Source organism: Cellulomonas sp. P22, assembly GCF_044392165.1.
The window spans coordinates 1-19,643 of sequence record NZ_JBISBW010000008.1; the positions used below are offsets into that span (position 1 = coordinate 1).

20 protein-coding genes and 2 riboswitches are annotated in these 19,643 nt (G+C 72.9%); of the genes, 9 read left to right on the top strand and 11 right to left on the bottom strand.

All coding sequences use genetic code 11. From position 1 onward, the window contains the following. From ACGIF2_RS10920 to ACGIF2_RS10950, 7 genes are all read right to left on the bottom strand, one after another. Positions 1 to 330 (bottom strand): hypothetical protein (locus ACGIF2_RS10920; RefSeq protein WP_396046474.1); only part of this gene is annotated, 330 nt, incomplete at its 3' end. Beyond that, the gene (locus ACGIF2_RS10925) at positions 323 to 946 is read right to left on the bottom strand and encodes a DUF6318 family protein (RefSeq protein ID WP_396046476.1); all 624 of its coding nucleotides are present in this window, start codon (positions 944 to 946) and stop codon (positions 323 to 325) included. The genes ACGIF2_RS10920 and ACGIF2_RS10925, both read right to left, overlap by 8 nt. A 126-nt stretch (positions 947 to 1,072) precedes the next feature. Then, entirely contained in the window at positions 1,073 to 1,723 is a 651-nt protein-coding gene (locus ACGIF2_RS10930) for a DUF6318 family protein (protein WP_396046478.1), read from the bottom strand. 78 nt (positions 1,724 to 1,801) lie between these two features. Continuing rightward, entirely contained in the window at positions 1,802 to 2,686 is an 885-nt protein-coding gene (locus tag ACGIF2_RS10935) for an HNH endonuclease (protein WP_396046479.1), read from the bottom strand. Between the two features lie 90 nt (positions 2,687 to 2,776). After that, positions 2,777 to 3,334 carry an MOSC domain-containing protein gene (locus ACGIF2_RS10940; RefSeq protein ID WP_396046481.1) on the bottom strand — a complete coding sequence of 186 codons (558 nt, stop codon included), beginning with the start codon at positions 3,332 to 3,334 and terminating at the stop codon, positions 2,777 to 2,779. A gap of 76 nt (positions 3,335 to 3,410) precedes the next feature. Beyond that, positions 3,411 to 4,217: a hypothetical protein gene (locus ACGIF2_RS10945; protein ID WP_396046483.1), complete on the bottom strand. Its 807-nt coding sequence runs from the start codon at positions 4,215 to 4,217 to the stop codon at positions 3,411 to 3,413. 190 nt (positions 4,218 to 4,407) lie between these two features. After that, a complete protein-coding gene (locus tag ACGIF2_RS10950; RefSeq protein ID WP_396046485.1) occupies positions 4,408 to 5,364 on the bottom strand; it encodes a hypothetical protein in 957 nt (318 codons plus the stop codon). Between the two features lie 130 nt (positions 5,365 to 5,494). Between ACGIF2_RS10950 and ACGIF2_RS10955 the strand changes: the two genes are divergently transcribed. From ACGIF2_RS10955 to ACGIF2_RS10995, 9 genes are all read left to right on the top strand, one after another. Beyond that, a complete protein-coding gene (locus ACGIF2_RS10955; protein ID WP_396046487.1) occupies positions 5,495 to 6,622 on the top strand; it encodes a lactate dehydrogenase in 1,128 nt (375 codons plus the stop codon). After that, entirely contained in the window at positions 6,619 to 7,077 is a 459-nt protein-coding gene (locus ACGIF2_RS10960) for a hypothetical protein (RefSeq protein ID WP_396046489.1), read from the top strand. The genes ACGIF2_RS10955 and ACGIF2_RS10960 overlap by 4 nt, the downstream gene beginning before the upstream one ends. A gap of 100 nt (positions 7,078 to 7,177) precedes the next feature. After that, a riboswitch (glycine riboswitch) is annotated at positions 7,178 to 7,276 on the top strand. Between the two features lie 156 nt (positions 7,277 to 7,432). Beyond that, positions 7,433 to 10,522: an aminomethyl-transferring glycine dehydrogenase gene (gene gcvP / locus ACGIF2_RS10965; protein ID WP_396046491.1), complete on the top strand. Its 3,090-nt coding sequence runs from the start codon at positions 7,433 to 7,435 to the stop codon at positions 10,520 to 10,522. Then, positions 10,522 to 11,664 carry a glycine cleavage system aminomethyltransferase GcvT gene (gcvT, locus tag ACGIF2_RS10970; RefSeq protein ID WP_396046493.1) on the top strand — a complete coding sequence of 381 codons (1,143 nt, stop codon included), beginning with the start codon at positions 10,522 to 10,524 and terminating at the stop codon, positions 11,662 to 11,664. The genes gcvP and gcvT overlap by 1 nt, the downstream gene beginning before the upstream one ends. A gap of 80 nt (positions 11,665 to 11,744) precedes the next feature. Then, on the top strand, positions 11,745 to 12,116 hold the full coding sequence (gene gcvH, locus ACGIF2_RS10975; protein WP_396046495.1) for a glycine cleavage system protein GcvH: 372 nt from the start codon (positions 11,745 to 11,747) through the stop codon (positions 12,114 to 12,116). A 252-nt stretch (positions 12,117 to 12,368) separates the two neighbouring features. Beyond that, positions 12,369 to 12,602 carry a LuxR C-terminal-related transcriptional regulator gene (locus ACGIF2_RS10980; RefSeq protein ID WP_396046497.1) on the top strand — a complete coding sequence of 78 codons (234 nt, stop codon included), beginning with the start codon at positions 12,369 to 12,371 and terminating at the stop codon, positions 12,600 to 12,602. A 112-nt stretch (positions 12,603 to 12,714) separates the two neighbouring features. Then, positions 12,715 to 13,800: a YeiH family protein gene (locus ACGIF2_RS10985; RefSeq protein WP_396046499.1), complete on the top strand. Its 1,086-nt coding sequence runs from the start codon at positions 12,715 to 12,717 to the stop codon at positions 13,798 to 13,800. Positions 13,801 to 13,847: 47 nt separating this feature from the next. Then, a complete protein-coding gene (locus tag ACGIF2_RS10990; RefSeq protein ID WP_396046501.1) occupies positions 13,848 to 14,270 on the top strand; it encodes a (deoxy)nucleoside triphosphate pyrophosphohydrolase in 423 nt (140 codons plus the stop codon). 166 nt (positions 14,271 to 14,436) lie between these two features. Further along, complete coding sequence (locus ACGIF2_RS10995; protein ID WP_396046503.1) at positions 14,437 to 14,928, top strand: Hsp20/alpha crystallin family protein; 492 nt, start codon at positions 14,437 to 14,439, stop codon at positions 14,926 to 14,928. 116 nt (positions 14,929 to 15,044) lie between these two features. Here the strand turns inward: ACGIF2_RS10995 and metE are convergent, their stop codons facing one another. The 4 genes from metE to ACGIF2_RS11015 form a co-directional block, all read right to left on the bottom strand. Further along, positions 15,045 to 17,378: a 5-methyltetrahydropteroyltriglutamate--homocysteine S-methyltransferase gene (metE, locus tag ACGIF2_RS11000; RefSeq protein WP_396046505.1), complete on the bottom strand. Its 2,334-nt coding sequence runs from the start codon at positions 17,376 to 17,378 to the stop codon at positions 15,045 to 15,047. 2 nt (positions 17,379 to 17,380) lie between these two features. Continuing rightward, positions 17,381 to 18,418, bottom strand: coding sequence for a methylenetetrahydrofolate reductase (locus tag ACGIF2_RS11005; protein ID WP_396046507.1), 1,038 nt, complete (start codon positions 18,416 to 18,418; stop codon positions 17,381 to 17,383). A 66-nt stretch (positions 18,419 to 18,484) separates the two neighbouring features. Further along, positions 18,485 to 18,582: riboswitch (SAM riboswitch) on the bottom strand. Positions 18,583 to 18,685: 103 nt separating this feature from the next. Continuing rightward, positions 18,686 to 19,288 carry a DNA-3-methyladenine glycosylase I gene (locus ACGIF2_RS11010; protein ID WP_396046509.1) on the bottom strand — a complete coding sequence of 201 codons (603 nt, stop codon included), beginning with the start codon at positions 19,286 to 19,288 and terminating at the stop codon, positions 18,686 to 18,688. A gap of 48 nt (positions 19,289 to 19,336) precedes the next feature. Beyond that, the gene (locus tag ACGIF2_RS11015; protein ID WP_396046511.1) at positions 19,337 to 19,549 is read right to left on the bottom strand and encodes a hypothetical protein; all 213 of its coding nucleotides are present in this window, start codon (positions 19,547 to 19,549) and stop codon (positions 19,337 to 19,339) included. Positions 19,550 to 19,643 lie beyond the last annotated feature (94 nt).

Below are 19,643 nucleotides of genomic sequence, written 5' to 3' on the forward strand. Positions count from 1 at the left end.
CAGGTGCAGCAGCGGGGTGAACCCGCCGCAGTCGGGCAGCGGGACGTACCCGTCGGTCGCCGCACAGGGCCCGTTCTCGGCCGGGTAGACGCTCCCGTTCGATGTCTCGCACTGCTCCATCCGCCGGTACTCGACCAACAACGCCGCCGGATCACTCGCAGCCTTGGCCGCCGCCCAGGCCGACTCCTGCTTCACACCGAGAGTCGCACCAACTGAGACTGCATCGTCGCTGGCAATCGGCGTGCTGAGTCCGTCGGCGGCGGCAGGCGAACACACGCCCGTCATTGCAAGAAGTGCGACGCCAACGCTGACGAAGCTCCTCCTAGTCATCGGTCGCTTCATACTGAACCGCGCGCATGCGCCACACAGCCTCGTCGTGCACGACCACCAGCAGCATGCGGTACGGATGCGCCTGAACGTCCTCACGCACGGTCACTCCCGATGAATCGACCACGCTCCAGGGGCCCTGTGTGACATCGAGTTCCACCGAGTACGAAGTGGGATCAATCTCGACGCCCTGCGACGCCGAGACGGAAGTCGCCGCTCCGGTTTGGCTCTCCCCCCTTGCCTGCATCTCGACGACGCTGTCTTTGACGCTGGCGCAGAAGATGCACTCGGGGTGGCTGAGGGTGTTCCACTCGGTGAGGTCGCCGGTGTTGTAGACGTACGGGTACAGCGAGATGAAGTAGGTCGCGGCGGCGATCGCGCCCTCGACGGTGACGTCGTTCATCGCGGCGGGGCGTTCGGGCTTCGGGCTCGCGGTCGAGGTGGGCGTCGGCGTCGGGGTGGGGGTCGCGACGGCCTCGGTGACGGTCGGGCTCGGCGACGGATCTGTCGACGAGGTGCACCCGGTCACCAGCGTGAGGGCCAGGGCCGCGGCGACGGCGAGGCGCGGGGTCGTCGGCGCGGTCCGGGCAGCATCGGGCACACGCGACGTGGAGACCATGCCCGCGAACCTAGCGAAAGGCGGGCATCCCGGTCACCGGTTCACCCTGTCTGTGGACATGGGTTGCCGCGGGTGGTGAGTCCACCGGCCCCACCTTCGCCTTCACTCGAACCGATGATCGTTCGTCTAGTCGTCGGTCAGTTCGACCTGAACTGCGCGAACGAGCCACGTGTCCCAATGAGGAATGACTGCGAGTTCCATGTGGAGGGTCGTCGTCGCGACGTCCTCGCGAATTGTGGCTCCCGCCGAATCGACGATCACCCAGGGACCTTGCTTCAGATCGAGCTTGACCGAGTACCACCATGGATCGATCTGCACGCCTTGCGTCGAGGTGACCGCGACTTCCGGGCCGCGCTGACTCTCACCGGCCACGTGCATCTCGGTGACGTCGTCGCGAACGCTCGAGCAGTACTCGCATTCGGGATGACTCAGCGCGTTCCACTCGGCGAGCTCGCCGGTGCTGTAGACGTACGGGAACAGCGACACGAAGTAGGTTGCTGCGGCGATGGCGCCGTCGACGCCGGGGTCGTTCATCGCGGCGGGTCGTTCGGGCTTCGGGCTGTGGGTCGAGGTGGGCGTCGGCGGCGGGGTGGGTGTCGCGACGGCCTCGGTGACGGTCGGGCTCGGCGAAGGATCCGGCGTCGAGGTGCACCCGGTCACCGGCGTGAGGGCCAGGGCCGCAAGGATCGCGACGCGAGCGACCGCCGTCGGGCGACGCACGGACCCGGTCACCGGCACGGTCCGGGCGGCATCGGGCGCGCGCGACGGGAAGACCATGCCCGCGAAACTAGCGAGAGGCGGGCATCCCAGTGATCGGTTCTGCCAACTCTCTGGACGGCGGGACGTTTGTGTCCGCTACGAGGCTGCCGTGAACTCCGCGAAGCGTCGGGCGAGGCGGTCGCGATCGGGCCGGTCCTTCGGGCGCTCGGGCAGGCCGATCGTGAGGCCGTGCATCTCCTGCAGGCCGTGCTTGAGCATCGGGCCGTCGACCTCGGCGAGCAGGGCGGTGTTGATCCCCACGGTGTAGTCGGGGGAGATGCCCATGAAGTTCTTGTCGTACGCGGTGTGGTGGATCTTGCACAGCGACATGCCGTTGGTCACGACCGCCTCGCCCAGCGCCGCCCGGTCGCCGTCGATGTGCGCGGCGTCGAGCAGCTCGGGGTGCTTGAGCGCGCACACCGCGCACCGGCTGCGGTAGGCGCGCAGCACGATCCCGCGGAACATCGGCTGGTGCAGCCGCTGCTGGACGACGCGTTCGGCGTAGCGCCGCTCGGCGCTCGTCGGGTGCGCGGGGTCACGCAGCAGGTCCAGATCGCTGAGCGCGATCGTGAAGTTCCGTCGGGTCGTGTCCTCGGCGATGACGGACACGGGGAAGACCGGCAGGTAGACGCCCGTCCGGATCTTCCGCAGCAGGATCACGGGCAGGTCGAGCTGGTGCGCGCGGCGCAGCTTGGTGTTGTCGCCCTCGACGGACCCGGCGCGGTAGTCGTAGCGCCAGACGCCGGGCGCGAGCTCCTGGTCGGCGTAGGGGCCGGTGGGGGACGAGACGATCGACAGGGTCGCGGCCAGGCTGCGCGGGTTCCAGATGCCCCTCGACTGGTCGATCAGCCGCCACGTCGTGTCGCCGTGCGGGAACGCGGTGAGCTCGGCGCGCGTCATCGTGCCGTCGCCTCGCGAGGTGTGCTCACGCAGGGCGTCCATGAGTGCCCGCCGGAACTCGCGCTCGACGACGGTCTCCATGCCGGCGAAGCTTGCCACGCCCGACGCGGGGCGCGTGGCGGCGACGGGCGACGCGCCGGCCGTCGTCGCCCGGTCGGCCGTACCGCCGGGTCAGACGGGGACGAGGGCCTCGTGGGCGCCGACGGGCAGCTCGATGCCGATCGGGTCGTCGGCGCGGACCAGGCCGCTGACCAGCACGATGCTCATCACGCCGGCCTTGCGGACGATCGTGCCGTCCGCCGCCCGCCCGACCAGCAGCCGCATGAGCCCGTCCTGGAAGCCGTCGATCTGCTTGCATGGATTCCGCAGGCCGGTGAGCTCGACGACGGCGCGCCCGCCCAGGTGGAGGCGGGTGCCGCGCGGCAGGGCCAGCAGGTCCACGCCGCGGGTCGTGACGTTCTCCCCGAGCTCGCCCGGGTTCACGGTGAACCCCGCGCGGGCGACCTCGTCGAACAGCTCGGCGTGGATGAGGTGGACCTGGCGGAGGTTCGGCGGCGGCGCGGGCCTCCGATGCGAGAGGTGCTGGACCGCGGCGCCCGAGTGCGCGTCGCCCTCGACCCCGACGCCCACGGCGATCCGGACCTCGGGCTGGTTGACCTTGCTGAACGCGTGCCGGGCGCTGCGGCTCACGGCGACGACGGACCCGGACGCGTCGAGCGGTGCGGTCATGGGCCGGACGCTATCGCGGGGAGTTGTCGCGACGAAGCGCCGATTTCGGGTGGCGGATCTAGCGGGGCTGCGGGCCTCACGCAGCCGTGGATCCGCTCGTGCCGGCTCCGCCGAAGTGCGCGTGCCGGAACGTGGAGGTCCGGGCACGCACCGCGGGTGTCGCCAGCACGGCGACGGGCCCGGCGGCGAGCACCAGCAGGTGGTGCAGCAGGCCCGACAGGTTGGACCACGGTGACCACAACCCCGTGAGCCTCAGCGCGACGAGCATGACGAGCGAGTGGGCGACGAGGAGGGTGAGGGCGACGACGGCCCAGGGACGCAGGTGCCGGGCCGGCAGTGCTGCCGCGAGCAGTCCGGTCGAGACGATGACGACGGCGATGGCGACCTGGACGGCGAGCGAGTACCTCGTGGACGTCGAGCTCGTCGACGACACCGCGTCCCAGAGGAGACCACCCGCGGCGATGATCGCGGCGGCCACCCCGGACCGGCGCAGCGCCGTACCGGTCGAGATCCGCCGACGGGGTGCGGGGCTCTGTTCGGGCCCACCGGATGCGACGAGCGGGGCGACCGCGGCGAGCACGGCGGGGAGCATCAGGACCAGCCCGATCACCAGCCCGGAGCCCCATCCGGGGGTGGCGGCCCCGTCGTTCGCACCGGGCCACACCTCCATCGAGACGAAGGTCCGGCCGGCCGTGAGCGGAAGCGCGATGAGGGCCAGAGGGACGGCCAGACCCCAGGTGCGGTAGCCGACGGTGACCAGTGCCAGTCCGAGCAGAGCGACTGCGGCGGCGACGAGCCCGTCGAGCAGCCCGAGGGCGATCGGGAGGGTGATCGGGACCTCGCCCTGCCGCGCCTGCGACTGGACCGAAGACAGCACCGTCATGGCCAGGGCGAGGGTGGCGGCGAACCCGAGGGCCCATGGCGACCCCACACCTCGAACGCGTCCTACCTCAGACGACATGGGTCCAGTCTCGGCACCAGGTATCCCGACCTTGAGGGCGTCATGGGTGTTTCACCCGAATGGTCGACCGACCCAGGCGCCATCGCGTGCCCGACACCGACGTCCGACGCCGTCACGCGGGTGTCGGACCGGCCGCCGCGTCGCGTCGCGTGCCAGGCCCCCGGCGGAACGCGGACCGCCACGCGCGCCCTGCGGCGGGGGCGGCCAGGACGGCGAGCGGCCCGATCGCGAGCGTCGCGACCTGGAGGAGCGGCTCCGACACGTCGAACCAGTAGCCGTCCCCGGGTGCCAGCACACCGCTCGCGACGATGGTCTCGAGGACCACGAGGACGGCTGCCACGATGGCCCAGCGGCGAAGGCGCATCACGGGCAGCGCCGCGGCGAGCAAGCCCGTCGAGACGATGACCACCGCTGTGCCGCCGCGCTGCGCGAGTTCTCCGCTCCAGTCCCACCACGGTTGCAGGCTCCATGCCCAGAGCAGGGTGCCGCCGAGCACGATCACGGCGACGGTGCCCGCCCGGCGCAGTGCCGTGCGGGTCGGGATGCGTGCCGTCGAGGTGCTGGACCGACCGCGTACGGCGAGGGCTGCGGGCAGGGTCATCGCGATCCCGATCAGCAGCGCGTTGCCGTACCAGGGCAGCGGGCCGGCGGCGACGTCGACGCTGCCAGGAATCACCACGACGTCGGTGAGCGTCCAGCCGACGACGAGCGGCGGGACGTTGAGCAGCAGCGGGACGACGATCCCCCAGACGCGAAGTCCCGCGGTGACGAGGGCGACGCCGAGCAGTACGACCGCTGCCACCATCAGACCGTCGGACATCCCGTAGACGGTCGACGTCCACAGGTCGGGTGGCGTGGGGGTGTACGACGCGTCGAGCCCCGGGAGGCCCAGCTCGGCAGCGCGCGCCTGCATCGTGGTGAACATCTTGATGTTGAAGCGGTAGTCCTCCCACAGGAGGGCGTGCCATCGCGCCGCGGACAGCGCTGCCCCCGTGACGGCGAGCACGGCTACCGAGGCGAGCGGGAGTCGTCCGGCGGCACCAGGGATCGTCGCGCCCTCACTGCTCATGGGAGGGCATCGGTGGCACGCGAGCCGACCTTGATCGCGTTCCGGCACGAACCACCCGAACGGCCCTGCCCCCCCGCGGAGGCGTCCAGCTGGCAACGTCCAGTTCACACGTCGCCCGTAGTCTCCGAGCATGGACGTAGCGGTGCTGGGAGCAGCGGGTGATGTCGGACGACAGGTGTGCACGCAGCTCGTCGAGCGGCGGGTGCTGCCGACGTCGTCGCGGCTTCAGCTGGTGGGTCGCGCCGATGGTGCGTCGGCCCGGGCGACGCACGGGCTGCGCGCCGACCTGATCGACGCCTATGACGAGCACGCGCCGCTGCTCGACGTCGCGCTGAGCCCGGACGAGGTGGTGGCCGACGTGGTCGTCGTCGCGGCGGGCCGCACGACCCCGGCGGTCGCGGGCGCCTCGACGACCCGGGCGGAGCTCGCGGCGACGAACCTGCCGGTGTTCGAGTCGTACGCGCGGGCGCTCGCGGAGCACGGGTCGGGGCACGAGGTCGTGATCGTCGTGTCCAACCCGGTCGAGCTGGGCGTGGCCGTCATGGCGCGGGTGCTGGGCCGGCACCGGGTGATCGGCATGGGCGCGTGGCTCGACACGTTGCGGTTCCGCCGCGAGCTCGCGGTGTCGCTGGGGCTGCGCCGTCACCGCATCGGCGGCTTCGTGGCAGGGCAGCACGGGGAGGACCTGGTGCCGCTGTGGTCGACGGTGCGGATCAGCGGCCTCGACGTGGACGAGCGCCGTGCGGCGCTGGCCGGGCTGCGCCGGGATCGGACCCTCGACACGTTCGGCGCCGAGATCGTGGACGCGCAGCGCCTGCTCACGCAGGTCGCGGCCGACGACACCGGCGCGGCCTTCGACCTGATCGACTCCTGGCCACCGGACCTGCGGGTGGTCACGCGGCCCTGGATGACGCACACGAGCGGCGCGAAGACGGCGAACGGCACCGCGAACGCGACGGTGGGGCTGCTCGCCACGCTGCTCGACGGCCGCGACACGGTCGTCGCGGGGCAGGTCGCGCTCGACGGTGAGGTGCAGCTCGGCGGTGAGCCGTTGCGCGGGGTGCTGGGCGTGCCCGTGGTCCTCGGCCCCGAAGGGTGGACGCGCGTGATGCTCGACGACCTCGCTCCCGACGAGGAACGGTTGCTGCTCGCGAGCCGCGACCGGATCGACGCGTTGCTCGCGGCCGTCGGTCACGGGCACGCGAGGCCCGAACCGGCGAGGCCAGCCGTGGTGCTCGACGCGGAGCCGGTCGCATGAGCGCCGCCACGGAACGCTGGGTGGCCCTGGTGCGCGGCGCCGACCGCCCGGGCACCCTCATGGCCCTGACCGGGGTGTTCTCGACACGCGGGGTGAGCTTCGACTCGCTCGCGACGGGGGCGGTCGACGGCGGGTCGGGCAGCATCGCGGTGACCTTCCACGCGTCGTTGCGCCGCCAGCAGCACCTGGTGCGCACCGTCGAACGGCTCGCCGCCGTGCAGTCGGTGGTGGTGCGTCCGGCGTCGGACCCGCGGGTGCGGGCCATGGGCGTGGTGCAGATGCCACCGGGGGTGCCGTTCGCCCCGCCGCCGACCGTCGCTGTGCGCTGGTCGGGTGACGCGGCCATCGGTCAGCCCGTGCTGGTCGAGGGTTCGCTGGCCGACGTCGGCACCGTCGTGTCCCGGGCCCGTGAGCAGGGCGCCACCGCGACCGCGACGGTCGTGCTGAGCGCCTGACGACCAGCGCAGACGCGTCGTCCACCCCGTGGTCGCGACGTGCGTGCGGTGGGCCGCATGCCCGTAGGCTGACGTGAGGACCACAACTGAACACGCTGCTCGAACTGCGGCGGGAGAGTCCTCCCCGCACGTGCGTCGAGGCGCCGAAGGAGCAAGCCCTCCCCGGGAAACTCTCAGGCCCCCGTACCGCCGCGGCGAGGCAACTCTGGAAAGCAGTCGCCCGTGAGGGCGGCTCACCGACGGTGCAAGTCGGCGCGCCCCGGGGTCCTGCTCGTCCCCAGGGACCGGCACGGCCCGCTGGCGGACCGGCAAAACTCTCAGGTCGGCGACCCCATCTCCGGGTGGTTCGCGTCTGATGACAGAGCGGGGAGGCCACCCGTCCGTCCCGGCATCGCCGGGCGCCCCCGGAGGAGCCACCGTGACCGATCTCCACGACGCTGCGACCGCGCAGCAGACCGCGCAGACGTCCCTGACCCGCGACGACCTCGCGCACCGCACCGATGCCGCCCGCGACTTCGCGGACCGGCACGTGGGCCCGCGGTCCTCGGCGGTCGCCTCGATGCTCCGGACGCTCGGCTACGACTCGCTCGACGCGCTGGTCGATGCCGCGGTCCCGGCCGCGATCCGCACGGACCGGCCGCTCGACCTGCCGGTGGCCCGCGGCGAGGAGGAGGTCCTCGCGGACCTGCGGGCGATCGCGGCGAAGAACACCGTGCTGACGCAGATGATCGGCCAGGGGTACTCGGACACGGTCACGCCGGCGGTGATCCGGCGCAACGTGCTCGAGTCGCCGGCCTGGTACACCGCGTACACGCCGTACCAGCCGGAGATCTCGCAGGGCCGGCTCGAGGCGCTGCTCAACTTCCAGACGGTCGTCTCGGACCTGACCGCGCTGCCCACGGCCAACGCGTCGCTGCTCGACGAGGCGACGGCGGTCGCCGAGGCCGTGGCGCTGATGCGCCGGGCGGTGCGCGGCAAGGACGACGGCGTGGTGGTGCTCGACGCCGAGTGCTTCCCGCAGACGGTCGCCGTGACGCGGGGCCGTGCGGACGCGATGGGCCTGCCGGTCGTGGTCGCGGACCTGAGCGACGGGCTGCCCGACCTGGGCGGCGCCGAGCTGGTCGGCGTGGTGCTGCAGGCGCCGGGCGCGTCGGGCGTGGTGCGTGACCTGACGCCGCTGATCGCCGCGGCGAAGGAGGCGGGGGCGCTCGTGACGGTCGCCGCCGACCTGCTCTCGCTCACGCTCCTGACCCCGCCCGGCGAGCTCGGCGCGGACATCGCCGTCGGCTCGTCGCAGCGGTTCGGGGTGCCGCTGTTCTACGGCGGCCCGCACGCCGCGTACATGGCGGTGCGCGCGGGTCTCGAGCGGATGCTGCCCGGCCGGCTGGTCGGGGTCTCGGTCGACGCGGACGGCGCCCCGGCGTACCGGCTCGCGCTGCAGACCCGTGAGCAGCACATCCGCCGCGAGAAGGCCACGAGCAACATCTGCACCGCGCAGGCGCTGCTGGCGATCGTCGCGTCGATGTACGCGGTCTACCACGGGCCCGACGGGCTGCGGGAGATCGCCGAACGGGTGCACACGCGGGCGCTGACGGTCGCGGGGAACCTGCGGGCCGTGGGTGTCGAGGTGGTGCACGACGCGTTCTTCGACACCGTCCGCACCCGCGTCCCGGGCCGCGCCGCGGCAGTGGTCGCCGCCGCGGCCGAGCGTGGCGTGAACCTGTGGGCGACCGACGCCGACCACGTGCAGGTCGCGTGCGACGAGCGGACCACGCTCGACCACGTGCACACCGTGGTCGGCGCGTTCGTGGACGCGGGGGCGACGACCGTCGATCCCGAGCCCGCAAGCCCCGGCGGCTTCATGACGCTCGACGCCCACCCGGAGGCTCTTCCCGCCGCGCTGCGCCGCACGAGCGACTACCTGACCCACCCGGTGTTCCACGCGCACCGCTCCGAGACGGCGATGCTGCGCTACCTGCGCCGCCTGTCCGACAAGGACCTGGCGCTGGACCGCACGATGATCCCGCTGGGCTCGTGCACCATGAAGCTCAACGCGACGGTCGAGATGGAGCCCATCTCGTGGCCCGAGTTCGCCGGGCTGCACCCGTTCGTGCCGCGTGAGCAGGCCGCCGGGTACACCGAGCTCATCGACACGTTGTCGACGTGGCTCGCCGAGGTCACCGGCTACGCGGGCGTCTCGGTGCAGCCGAACGCCGGGTCGCAGGGCGAGCTCGCGGGGCTGCTGGCCATCCGCGACTTCCACGCGAGCCGCCGCACCGCGGGCGACCCGGTGCGCGACGTCTGCCTGATCCCGGCCTCGGCGCACGGCACGAACGCGGCGTCGGCGGCGCTCGCGGGCATGCGCGTGGTGGTCGTGGCCACGGCCGAGGACGGTTCGGTGAACCTCGAGGACCTGCGCGCGAAGCTCGCGACGCACGGCCCGCAGGTCGCGGCGATCATGATCACCTACCCCTCGACGCACGGCGTCTACGAGGAGCAGGTGCGCACCGTGTGCGACCTGGTGCACGGGGCCGGCGGCCAGGTGTACATCGACGGCGCGAACCTCAACGCGCTGGTCGGGCTCGCACGCCCGGGGGAGTTCGGCGGCGACGTCTCGCACCTCAACCTGCACAAGACCTTCTGCATCCCGCACGGCGGCGGCGGTCCCGGCGTCGGCCCGATCGGCGTGGGCGAGCACCTGCTGCCGTTCCTGCCGGGCGACCCGACCGACCCGCGGCTGAGCGTGGGCAGCGGCCCGTCGGGCGCCGAGCACGTGACGGCCCCGGTCGCCGCGGCGCAGTTCGGGTCGGCGGGCATCCTGCCGATCTCGTGGGCGTACGTCGCGCTCATGGGCGGCGAGGGGCTGCGCCGGGCGACCGAGACCGCGGTGCTCAGCGCGAACTACCTGGCCGCACGCCTCACGGAGCACTTCCCGGTGCTCTACACGGGCCCCGCGGGGCTCGTCGCGCACGAGTGCATCCTCGACCTGCGCGAGCTCACCAAGCAGACGGGCGTCACGGCCGAGGACGTGGCCAAGCGGCTGCAGGACTACGGCTTCCACGCACCGACGCTGTCGTTCCCGGTCGCGGGCACGCTCATGGTCGAGCCGACCGAGAGCGAGGACCTGGCTGAGCTCGACCGGTTCGTCGACGCGATGGTCGCGATCCGCCACGAGATCGACGAGGTCGCGGCCGGCACCTGGCCGCTCGCTGACTCGCCGCTGCGCCGCGCCCCGCACACCGCGGCCTCGGTCACGGCCGACACGTGGGACCTGCCCTACGGTCGCGAGCGGGCCGCCTACCCGCTGCCGAGCCTGCGATCCGACAAGTACTGGCCGCCGGTGCGCCGCATCGACAACGCGCACGGTGACCGCAACCTGGTCTGCTCGTGCCCGCCGCCCGAGGCGTTCGACGACACGTTCACCCCCACGGAAGGTGCCCTCTGATGGCCGACGACGTCCTGTCCCCGCTGCACGACGAGCACGTCGCGCTCGGCGCCGCCCTCACGTCCTTCGCGGGCTGGCAGATGCCGCTGCGCTACACGTCCGACCTGGCCGAGCACCAGGCGGTGCGCTCGGCCGCGGGGCTGTTCGACCTGTCGCACATGGGTGAGCTCGAGGTCACCGGCCCCCAGGCCGCGACCGCGCTCGACCACGCGCTGGTCGGCGACCTGACCGCGCTCGCGGTGGGCCGCGCCCGGTACACGATGCTCACGGCCGAGGACGGCGGCGTGCTCGACGACCTGGTCGTCTACCGCCTCGCCGACGAGCGGTTCCTCGTGGTCGCGAACGCCTCGAACCTCGCCGTGGTGCGCGACGCGCTGGTCCAGCGGTTCGACGGCTTCGACGCCCAGCTGACCGACGCGTCGCTCACGACGGCCCTCGTCGCGGTCCAGGGCCCGGCGGCCGAGAAGATCGTCAGCTCGCTCACGGCGCCCGACGACGTGGACGGCGTGGTCGGCCTGAAGTACTACGCGTCGGTCGACGCGACGGTCGCCGGGCTGCCCGCGCTCGTCGCGCGCACGGGCTACACGGGCGAGGACGGCTTCGAGCTGTTCGTGCCCGCGGACGACGCCCCCGCGCTGTGGCGCGCGCTGCTCGAGGCGGGGGCCCCGCACGGGCTCGTGCCTGCGGGGCTCTCGGCGCGTGACAGCCTGCGCCTCGAGGCCGGGATGCCGCTCTACGGCAACGAGCTCGACGTGACGACCACGCCGTACGAGGCGGGGCTCGGCCGCGTGGTCAAGCTCGACAAGACCCTGCCCGACGGGACGCCGCTGCCGTTCGTGGGCCGCGAGGCGCTCGCCGCCCGCAAGGTGTCGCCGCCCGCGCGCGTGCTCGTGGGGCTGGTCGCGGAGGGGCGCCGGGCAGCGCGCCACGGCTACGAGGTGCTTGCGAGCACCGCGCCCGACAGCCCCGCGGTCGGGTTCGTGACGTCCGGCGCGCCGTCGCCGACGCTCGGGCACCCGGTCGCGATGGCCTACGTCACCCCTGAGCTGAGCGCCGAGGGCACCGAGCTCGCGGTCGACGTGCGCGGTCGGCGTGAGCCGGTGCGGGTCGTCGCCCTTCCCTTCTACCGTCGAGCACGGTAGACCGAGCCTCACCACCCACCACCCGCTGGCTGCGACCGACCGCGACGCAGCCGGAACGACCGACCGACCTGGAGAGACCGATGACGAGCATCCCCGAGAACCTCATGTACACCGCCGAGCACGAGTGGGTCCTGGAGGGCGACCCGTCGACGGTGGGCATCACGGCGACGGCGGCCGACGCGCTGGGTGACGTCGTGTACCTCGAGCTGCCGGCTGTCGGCGACGTGCTCACCGCGGGCAGCGTGGTGGGCGAGATCGAGTCGACCAAGTCGGTCTCCGAGCTGTACTCACCCGTCTCGGGCACCGTGATCGCGGTCAACGACGCCGCTGTCGCCGACCCGTCGGTGGTCAACTCCGAGCCCTACGGCGCGGGCTGGCTGCTCAAGGTGGAGGTCACCTCGGCCGGACCGCTCCTGACCGCTGCTGAGTACACGGCGCTCGTCGGAGAGTAGAAGTTACTGATTGGTAATCGGCCGAACGGGTGAACCCTTTCGGATGAATGCGATCGTCCGACCTCGGACCGTTACTCGTGTGACCTGCGGTTTCGCGACTTTTGAGGCGGAGTGCCGGGTCTGGGGGTGGATCGGAGGGTGATTGGTGGGTGATTTCTGCGTCATAGGCCGTCCAGCTGCCGATCTCATGTGGTGAGGGATCGCACCACACGGTCCGGCTGGGGCCGGGACGCAGTACACCTGGAGGACACCATGAGCACGCTGCAGATCACCCGCGAGACCACACAGCTCACCGAGCCGCTGACACGGCGCGAGCGCGTGGTGCTCGGCGAGCTGGCGGAGGACGTCACGCTCGAGGAGATCGCCACGCGCCTGTTCGTCACCCGCAACACGGTGAAGTCCCAGGTGCGCAGCGTCTACCGCAAGATCGGCGTCTCGACGCGCGCCGAGGCCGTCGCCTGGGCCGAGGCCGCCGGGCTCCGCTGACGACCCCTGCGGCCGCTCGCAGCGGCCGCACACGTGGTCCACGAGAGGTGGACCGGGGTGCGGGACCGGAGGCGAATTTCGCTCTGGCCGCACAGCAGGGCACGGTGGCACCGTGAACCCCCTGCACGTCCCCACCCCCGACAGCCCTCCGCCGGCCGACCGGCTCGAGGTGGCGCCCACCACCGGCACCGCTTCTCCTGCGCGCCCGTCTCCTGCGCGTCCGAGCCCTGTCCCCGGTGTCGTCGTCGCACTGCTCGTCGCGGGCACCTGCGTCCTGCTCACCACCTGGCTGCCCACCTTCCCGGTGCTGCTCGTGACCATCGCGGTCGGTGTGCTCGCGCGTGCGGTCCGCGCGGTGCCCACGTCGCTCGTCCCGGGCCTCGCGTGGACCTCCCGGTACGTGCTGCGGGCGGGGGTCGTGCTGCTCGGCCTGCAGCTGTCCGCGCGGGACGTGCTCGCCCTCGGACCGGCCGAGCTCGGGGTCCTCGCGGTCACGGTGGCTGCGACGTTCTCGGTGACGCTGTGGGTGGGTCGTCGGCTCCGGGTTGGACGGGCGCTCACGCTGCTGGTCGCGACGGGCTTCTCGATCTGCGGTGCCGCTGCGGTCGCGGCCATGAGCCCGGTGGCCGACGCCGATGACGACGACGTGGCGACCGCCGTCGCGCTCGTGACCCTCTACGGCAGCCTGGCGATCCTGCTGGTGCCGGTCCTGTCCGGGCTCATGGGCCTCGACGACCGGACCGCGGGGCTGTGGGCGGGCCTCTCGGTGCACGAGGTCGCCCAGGTGGTCGCTGCCGCAGGAGCCATCTCGACCGTCGCGCTCGCCGTGGCTGTGGTCGCGAAGCTGGCCCGCGTCGTGCTGCTCGCCCCGCTCGTGACGGGCGTCGGGATCGCGCGTCGTCGTCGGCAGGGCAGGTCCGCGGCGAGCACCACCACGCGGCCGCCCATCGTGCCGGTCTTCGTGGTCGGGTTCCTGGTCGCGGTCGCTGTGCGCACGCTCGGCGTGGTGCCCGACGCGGCCGCCCCGGGCATCAAGGCCGCGACGACCGTGGCCCTCGGTGCCGCGATGGTCGCGCTCGGGACGCAGGTGCACGTCGGCGGCCTGGTGCGCTCGGGTGGACGGGCGGCAGCCCTCGGCGGTGTCGCGACGATGGTCGCGATGTCCGTGAGCCTGGGTGGGCTGCTCCTGGTCGGTTGACGGCGCTCGGGGCGCGGGTGTCCAGCGGCCGCTGAGACACTTCGACCATGACCCCACCCGCCCTCGTCGTGGCCGCGGCGATCGTCGACGACCTCGACGCACCGCGCCACCTTCTCGCCGCGCGCCGCTCGGTACCCACGAACCTCGCCGGACGCTGGGAGTTCCCCGGTGGCAAGGTCGAACCGGGGGAGTCGCCCGAGGAGGGCCTGCACCGCGAGCTGTCCGAGGAGCTCGGGGTGGGTGTCGCCCTCGGTCGGGAGCTCGTGGGGCCCGACGACGGTGCCTGGCAGCTGTCCGAGCGGTACGAGATGCGCCTGTGGCTCGCCCGGGTCACCACGGGGACCCCCCAGCCCCTGATCGAGCACGACGAGCTGCGCTGGCTGCCTCTCGGCCGGTGGCTGACCGTCCCGTGGCTGGACGCGGACGTCCGCATCGTGGAAGCCCTGTCGGAGCACGTCGCACGCGTCTGACCTCCCCGCGGGCTGCTGTCCCTGCGCGAGACCCCACCCCTGCCGTGGCGCCGTGACGCGCACGGGGTCACTGTCGAAGGGTGCCCGCCTGGTCACCCGCAGGACGCGACCGGCCCGGGCTGAGGCCCCGGGGGGTCCAGGGTCTCGTGACGAGGAGGTGTTGGCAGTGGTGAGTGCATACGACCCGTTCCAGGAGATGGACCGGCTCGTCGGCCAGATGTTCGGCAGCGCACGCGCGGCCGCGACCATGCCGATGGACCTGTACCGCTCCGGGGACCACTACGTGCTGCTCGTCGACCTTCCCGGAGCGGATCCGGGCACGATCGACGTGAGCGTCGAGGACCGGACGCTGACGATCCGTGCCCAGCGCACCCCGCGCACCGACACCGATGTGCAGTGGCTCGCGCGGGAGCGACCGAGCGGCACCTACGCCCGCCAGCTCACCGTCAGCCGCGGGCTCGACCTGCAGGACATCTCGGCGACCTACGCGGACGGCGTGCTCGCGCTGACCATCCCGGTGGCCGAGTCGGCCAAGCCGCACCGCGTCGAGGTGCAGCGCGGGGTGCGTGAGTCGCACCCGACCATCGAGCGGAACGAAGGCGCGTCGGTGGGCTCGGGTCAGCGCGTCGAGGGCTCGGGCACCAGCGGCTCGGCCTGACACCGACGGGCGTCCGGAGTCCGGTCCCCTCGGGCCGCGGCCGGCCACCCCTCGCACGAGGACCCCCGGTCACCCGACCGGGGGTCCTCGTGCGTGCGGTGCAGCGGTGCATCGGGTCAGAGCGTCGCGCGGACCGTCCGGGTCGCGGCGAGGATCGCCTCGAGCGAGGGCGTGACCTCCTCGTAGCGGCGGGTCTTGAGGCCGCAGTCGGGGTTGACCCACAGCTGGTCGAGGGCGATGGCCTTGACGGCCTCGGTGAGCAGCTCGGTGACCTCCTCCTCCGAGGGCACGCGCGGGGAGTGGATGTCGTAGACGCCCGGGCCGATCGCTCGCGGGTAGCCCGCCGCGGCGATGTCCCCGAGGATCTCCATCTTCGAGCGGGCCGCCTCGATCGACGTCACGTCGGCGTCGAGCCCGTCGATCGCACCGATGACCTCACCGAACTCCGAGTAGCACAGGTGGGTGTGGATCTGGGTGTCGTCGCGCACCCCGGACGTGGCCAGCCGGAACGAACGCACCGACCAGTCGAGGTATGCGGCGTGGTCGGCCTCGCGCAGCGGCAGCAGCTCGCGCAGGGCCGGCTCGTCGACCTGCACGATCGCGATGCCCGCGGCCTCGAGGTCGGCGATCTCGTCGCGCAGCGCGAGGGCCACCTGGTTCGCCGTCTCTCCCAGCGGCTGGTCGTCGCGCACGAACGACCACGCCAGGATCGTGACCGGACCCGTGAGCATGCCCTTGACCGGCTTGCTCGTGAGCGACTGCGTGTACGACGTCCAGCTCACCGTGATGGGGGCCGGGCGCGAGACGTCGCCCCACAGGATCGACGGGCGCGTGCAGCGCGAGCCGTAGGACTGCACCCAGCCGTTCTGCGTCACGGCGAACCCGTCGAGGTTCTCGGCGAAGTACTGCACCATGTCGTTGCGCTCGGGCTCGCCGTGCACCAGCACGTCCAGCCCGATCTCCTCCTGCAGCTCGACGACCCGGCGGATCTCGGCCCGCATCTCGTCCTCGTACTGCGCGGTGGTCAGCTCGCCCTTGGCGTGGGCCGCTCGGGCCTTGCGGATGTCGGTGGTCTGCGGGAACGAGCCGATCGTGGTGGTCGGCAGCGGCGGCAGCTCGAGACGGGCGGCCTGCTGGACCTTGCGCTCCTCGAACGAGCCACGCGTGAACGCGTCGGCCGTGAGCGCGGCCGTGCGCTCGCGCACCTCGGGGCGTCGCACCCCCGGCGCCGTGGCGCGCGAGCGGAGCGCCTCGGCGGCCGCGAGGAGCTGGTCGTGGACGGCCTCGCGCCCCTCGGTCAGACCCTCGGCGAGCGTGACGACCTCGCTGACCTTCTGGTCGGCGAACGCGAGCCAGCTCGTCAGGGTCGGGTCGAGCGCAGGCTCGTCGGCCGTGTCGTGCGGCACGTGGAACAGCGACGTCGAGGTGCCGACCGTCACGGCCGCGGCACCCAGGCCCTCGAGCTGCTCGAGCACCGTGAGCTTCGCGTCGAGGTCGGCGCGCCAGATGTTGTGGCCGTCGACCACGCCGGCGACCAGCGTCGTGGTCCCGAGCCCCGGCACAGCCTCGGGGACCGAGCCGCGCACCAGGTCGATGCCGATCGCGTCGACGTCGGTCGCGGCGAGCACGGGCCACGCGGCACCGAGGTCGCCGTAGGGGGCGGCCACGAGGATCGCGGGGCGCTCGTCGGCGGGGATCTCGGTGGCCAGCGCACGGTAGGCCTCGATGACCGCGGCGTACAGGCGCTCGGCGGGCACGTCGACCGAGTCCGAGACGAGCGCGGGCTCGTCGAGCTGGACCCACGTGGCCCCGGCCGCGCGCAGGTCGCGCAGCAGCGCCGCGTACACGGGCAGCACGTCCGGCAGCCGGTCGATCGGGGAGAAGTCAGCGGGTGAGCCCTCGGTCGCCTTGGCGAGCGCCAGGTACGTGACGGGGCCGACCACGACGGGCCGCGTCAGCACGCCGTCCGCGAGGCCCTCGGCGAGCTCGCGCACGGGGCGGTCGCTCGCGTACCGGAAGGTCGTCTCGGGGCCGATCTCAGGGACCAGGTAGTGGTAGTTGGTGTCGAACCACTTGGTCATCTCGAGGGGCAGGTCGTCGCCGCGCCCGCGGGCGAGCGTCGAGTAGCCCGCGAGGTCGAGCCGGCCGTCGGCGTCGGCCAGGTCGGCGAAGCGCTCGGGCACCGCGCCCAGCAGCGCGGTCGCGTCGAGCACCTGGTCGTAGAACGAGAACGCGCTGGGGATGGCCGGCACGTCGGTGCGCAGGCCCAGCTCGGCCAGGCGGGTGCGGGTGCGGCGGCGCAGGTCGGCGGCGACGGTCTCGACGTCCGCGGCCTCGGTGCGTCCGGCCCAGAAGGACTCGAGGGCCTTCTTGAGCTCGCGGCGCGGACCGATGCGCGGGTAGCCCAGGACGGAGCCGGTGGGGAACGCGGGGGTGGTGGTCTCGGTCATGCTCAGTCCCTCGGGGTCGGGTTGTCGGATGTCGTGGTGACCTGCGGCCCGACGGCCCGGTCGGGGGCCAGCGGGCCTCCGCCGACGAGGTGTGCGCCCTCGAGCAGGTCCAGTGCGGCGTGGTGCGTGTTGAACGTGTAGAGGTGGACGCCGGGCGCCCCGCCGTCGAGCACGGCGTTGACCAGGTCGACGCCGGCGCGGATGCCGATGCGGTGGCGTTCGGCCTCGTCGTCGACCGCGCCCAGGCGGTCCAGCAGGTCGCGCGGGACCGGGACGCCGGTGAGCGCCTCGACGCGGAGCAGCCGGGCCGGGTCGGTGGTCGGGATGATGCCCGGGATGATCGGGATCGTGACCCCGGCCCGCCGGGCGCCCGCGACCATGTCGAGGTAGGCCGCCGGGTCGTAGAAGACCTGCGAGATCGCGAAGTCGGCCCCCGAGCACTGCTTGTCGAGCAGCGCCGCGATGTCCTGCTCGCGCGTGCTGCCCACCGGGGCGTTGCCGCGCGGGAACGCCGCGACCGCGATCGACAGCGGCCGCACCGTGGCCCGCACCGCCTGGGCGGGGCTCGTCGCGCAGCGCCGCGCCTCGATCTGTCGCAGCAGCGCCACGAGCTCGGCGGCGGTGCGCAGGCCGTCGGGGTGCGGGTGCCACGCGGACTGGTCGGCGGGCGGGTCCCCGCGCAGCGCGAGGAACGAGCGCACGCCCTCGTCGAGGAACTCCTCGACCACCTCCACCACCTCGGCGCGCGAGGTCCCCACGCAGGTCAGGTGAGCGATCGGGTTGAGCGAGGTCTCGCGCAGCAGCCGTCGCACGAGCCGACGCGTGGTGTCGCGCGTCTTGCCCTCGACCCCGTAGGTGACCGAGACGAAGTCGGGTCGCGCGGACCCGAGCGCCTGGATGGTCTCCCACAGCCGCGGTGCGGCCTCGGGGTTGCGCGGCGGGTAGAGCTCGAACGAGATCGTGGGCCGGTCGACGACGGCGAGGTGGTCGCGCGAGCCGGCTCCCGTGGGGGCCGTGCGCCAGGCGTCCGGGGCGCTCACCGGGGGCTCCGGGCGGGCGCACAGGGCGGTGCGGCGGGACGACAACGATCCATGCAGGTCATGGCAGCTCCATCGACCCTGGCGGAAGCACCCACACCCGCGCGGAACGAGGGGGGTTGCTGCGGCGTCGTCGAGCCAGGTCTCTCGGCCGCTCTGGATGGTGGCGCGAGCCTATGCCCATACCGACATGTGGGCAACCACTCTCAGCTGGCGAGATTCCTGGTCCGGACGGTGAACGCGCCCGGAGACCCGTTCACGACCAGTGGATCAGGCGCTGCGGGCGAGCACCACCGGGCACGTCGCCAGGTGGTCGTCGACCAGCCCGCACGCCTGCATCGCGGCGTACGCCGTCGTGGGACCGATGAAGCGGAAGCCCAGCGACTTCAGCTCACGGGCCAGCGCCCGCGACTCGGCGGTCACCGGCGGCACGTCGGCCCACGTCGCGGGGCGCACGTGCGCCGACCGGTCGGGCGCGTGCGACCAGAACACCTCGTCGAGCGAGCGGCCCTGCTCCTCGAGCGCGAGCACCGCGCGGGCGTTCGCGATGGTCGCCTCGATCTTTGCCCGGTTGCGCACGATGCCGACGTCGGCGAGCAGGCGGGCGACGTCGTCGTCGCCGAAGCGCGCGACCGTTGCCGGGTCGAAGTCCGCGAACGCCGACCGGAACGCCGGGCGCTTGCGCAGCACGGTGATCCACGCGAGCCCGGACTGGAAGCCCTCGAGCGCGACCCGTTCGAGCAGCTCACGCTCGCCGTGCACCGGCACGCCCCACTCGGTGTCGTGGTACGCCTCGTACAGCGGGTCGCCGTCGCCGAAGCAGCGGGTGGCGACCGGGGCCGCGAACGGGACCGCGGGGGCGTCGGAGGTCATGGGCCCAGTGTGCCGGGCGGCGCTGACAGCCGACGCGAGAGGTCCAGCTCAGAGCGTGCGGCGACGGTCCATCGTGGTGCCGGGGGACGGCGTGCGCTGCCGCGGGACCTCGAACCAGGACGTCGGCGAGCCCGCCGGGACCTTGGCCAGCCCGTCGTGGACGGCCGCCAGGATCTCCTCGCTCGGCGGTGCAGCACCCGGTCCCGCGAAGGAACCGAATGCTGCGCGGTCCGCATCGTCGCGGTCGGGCCGGGTCGTCATGCGGGCACTGTAGTCGGCGTCCCGTCCGCGGGCAGCCGCGCCACGCAACCTCACCCGGGCTGCCGACGGCTTTTCGCCCGGTCGTGGGAGCGCA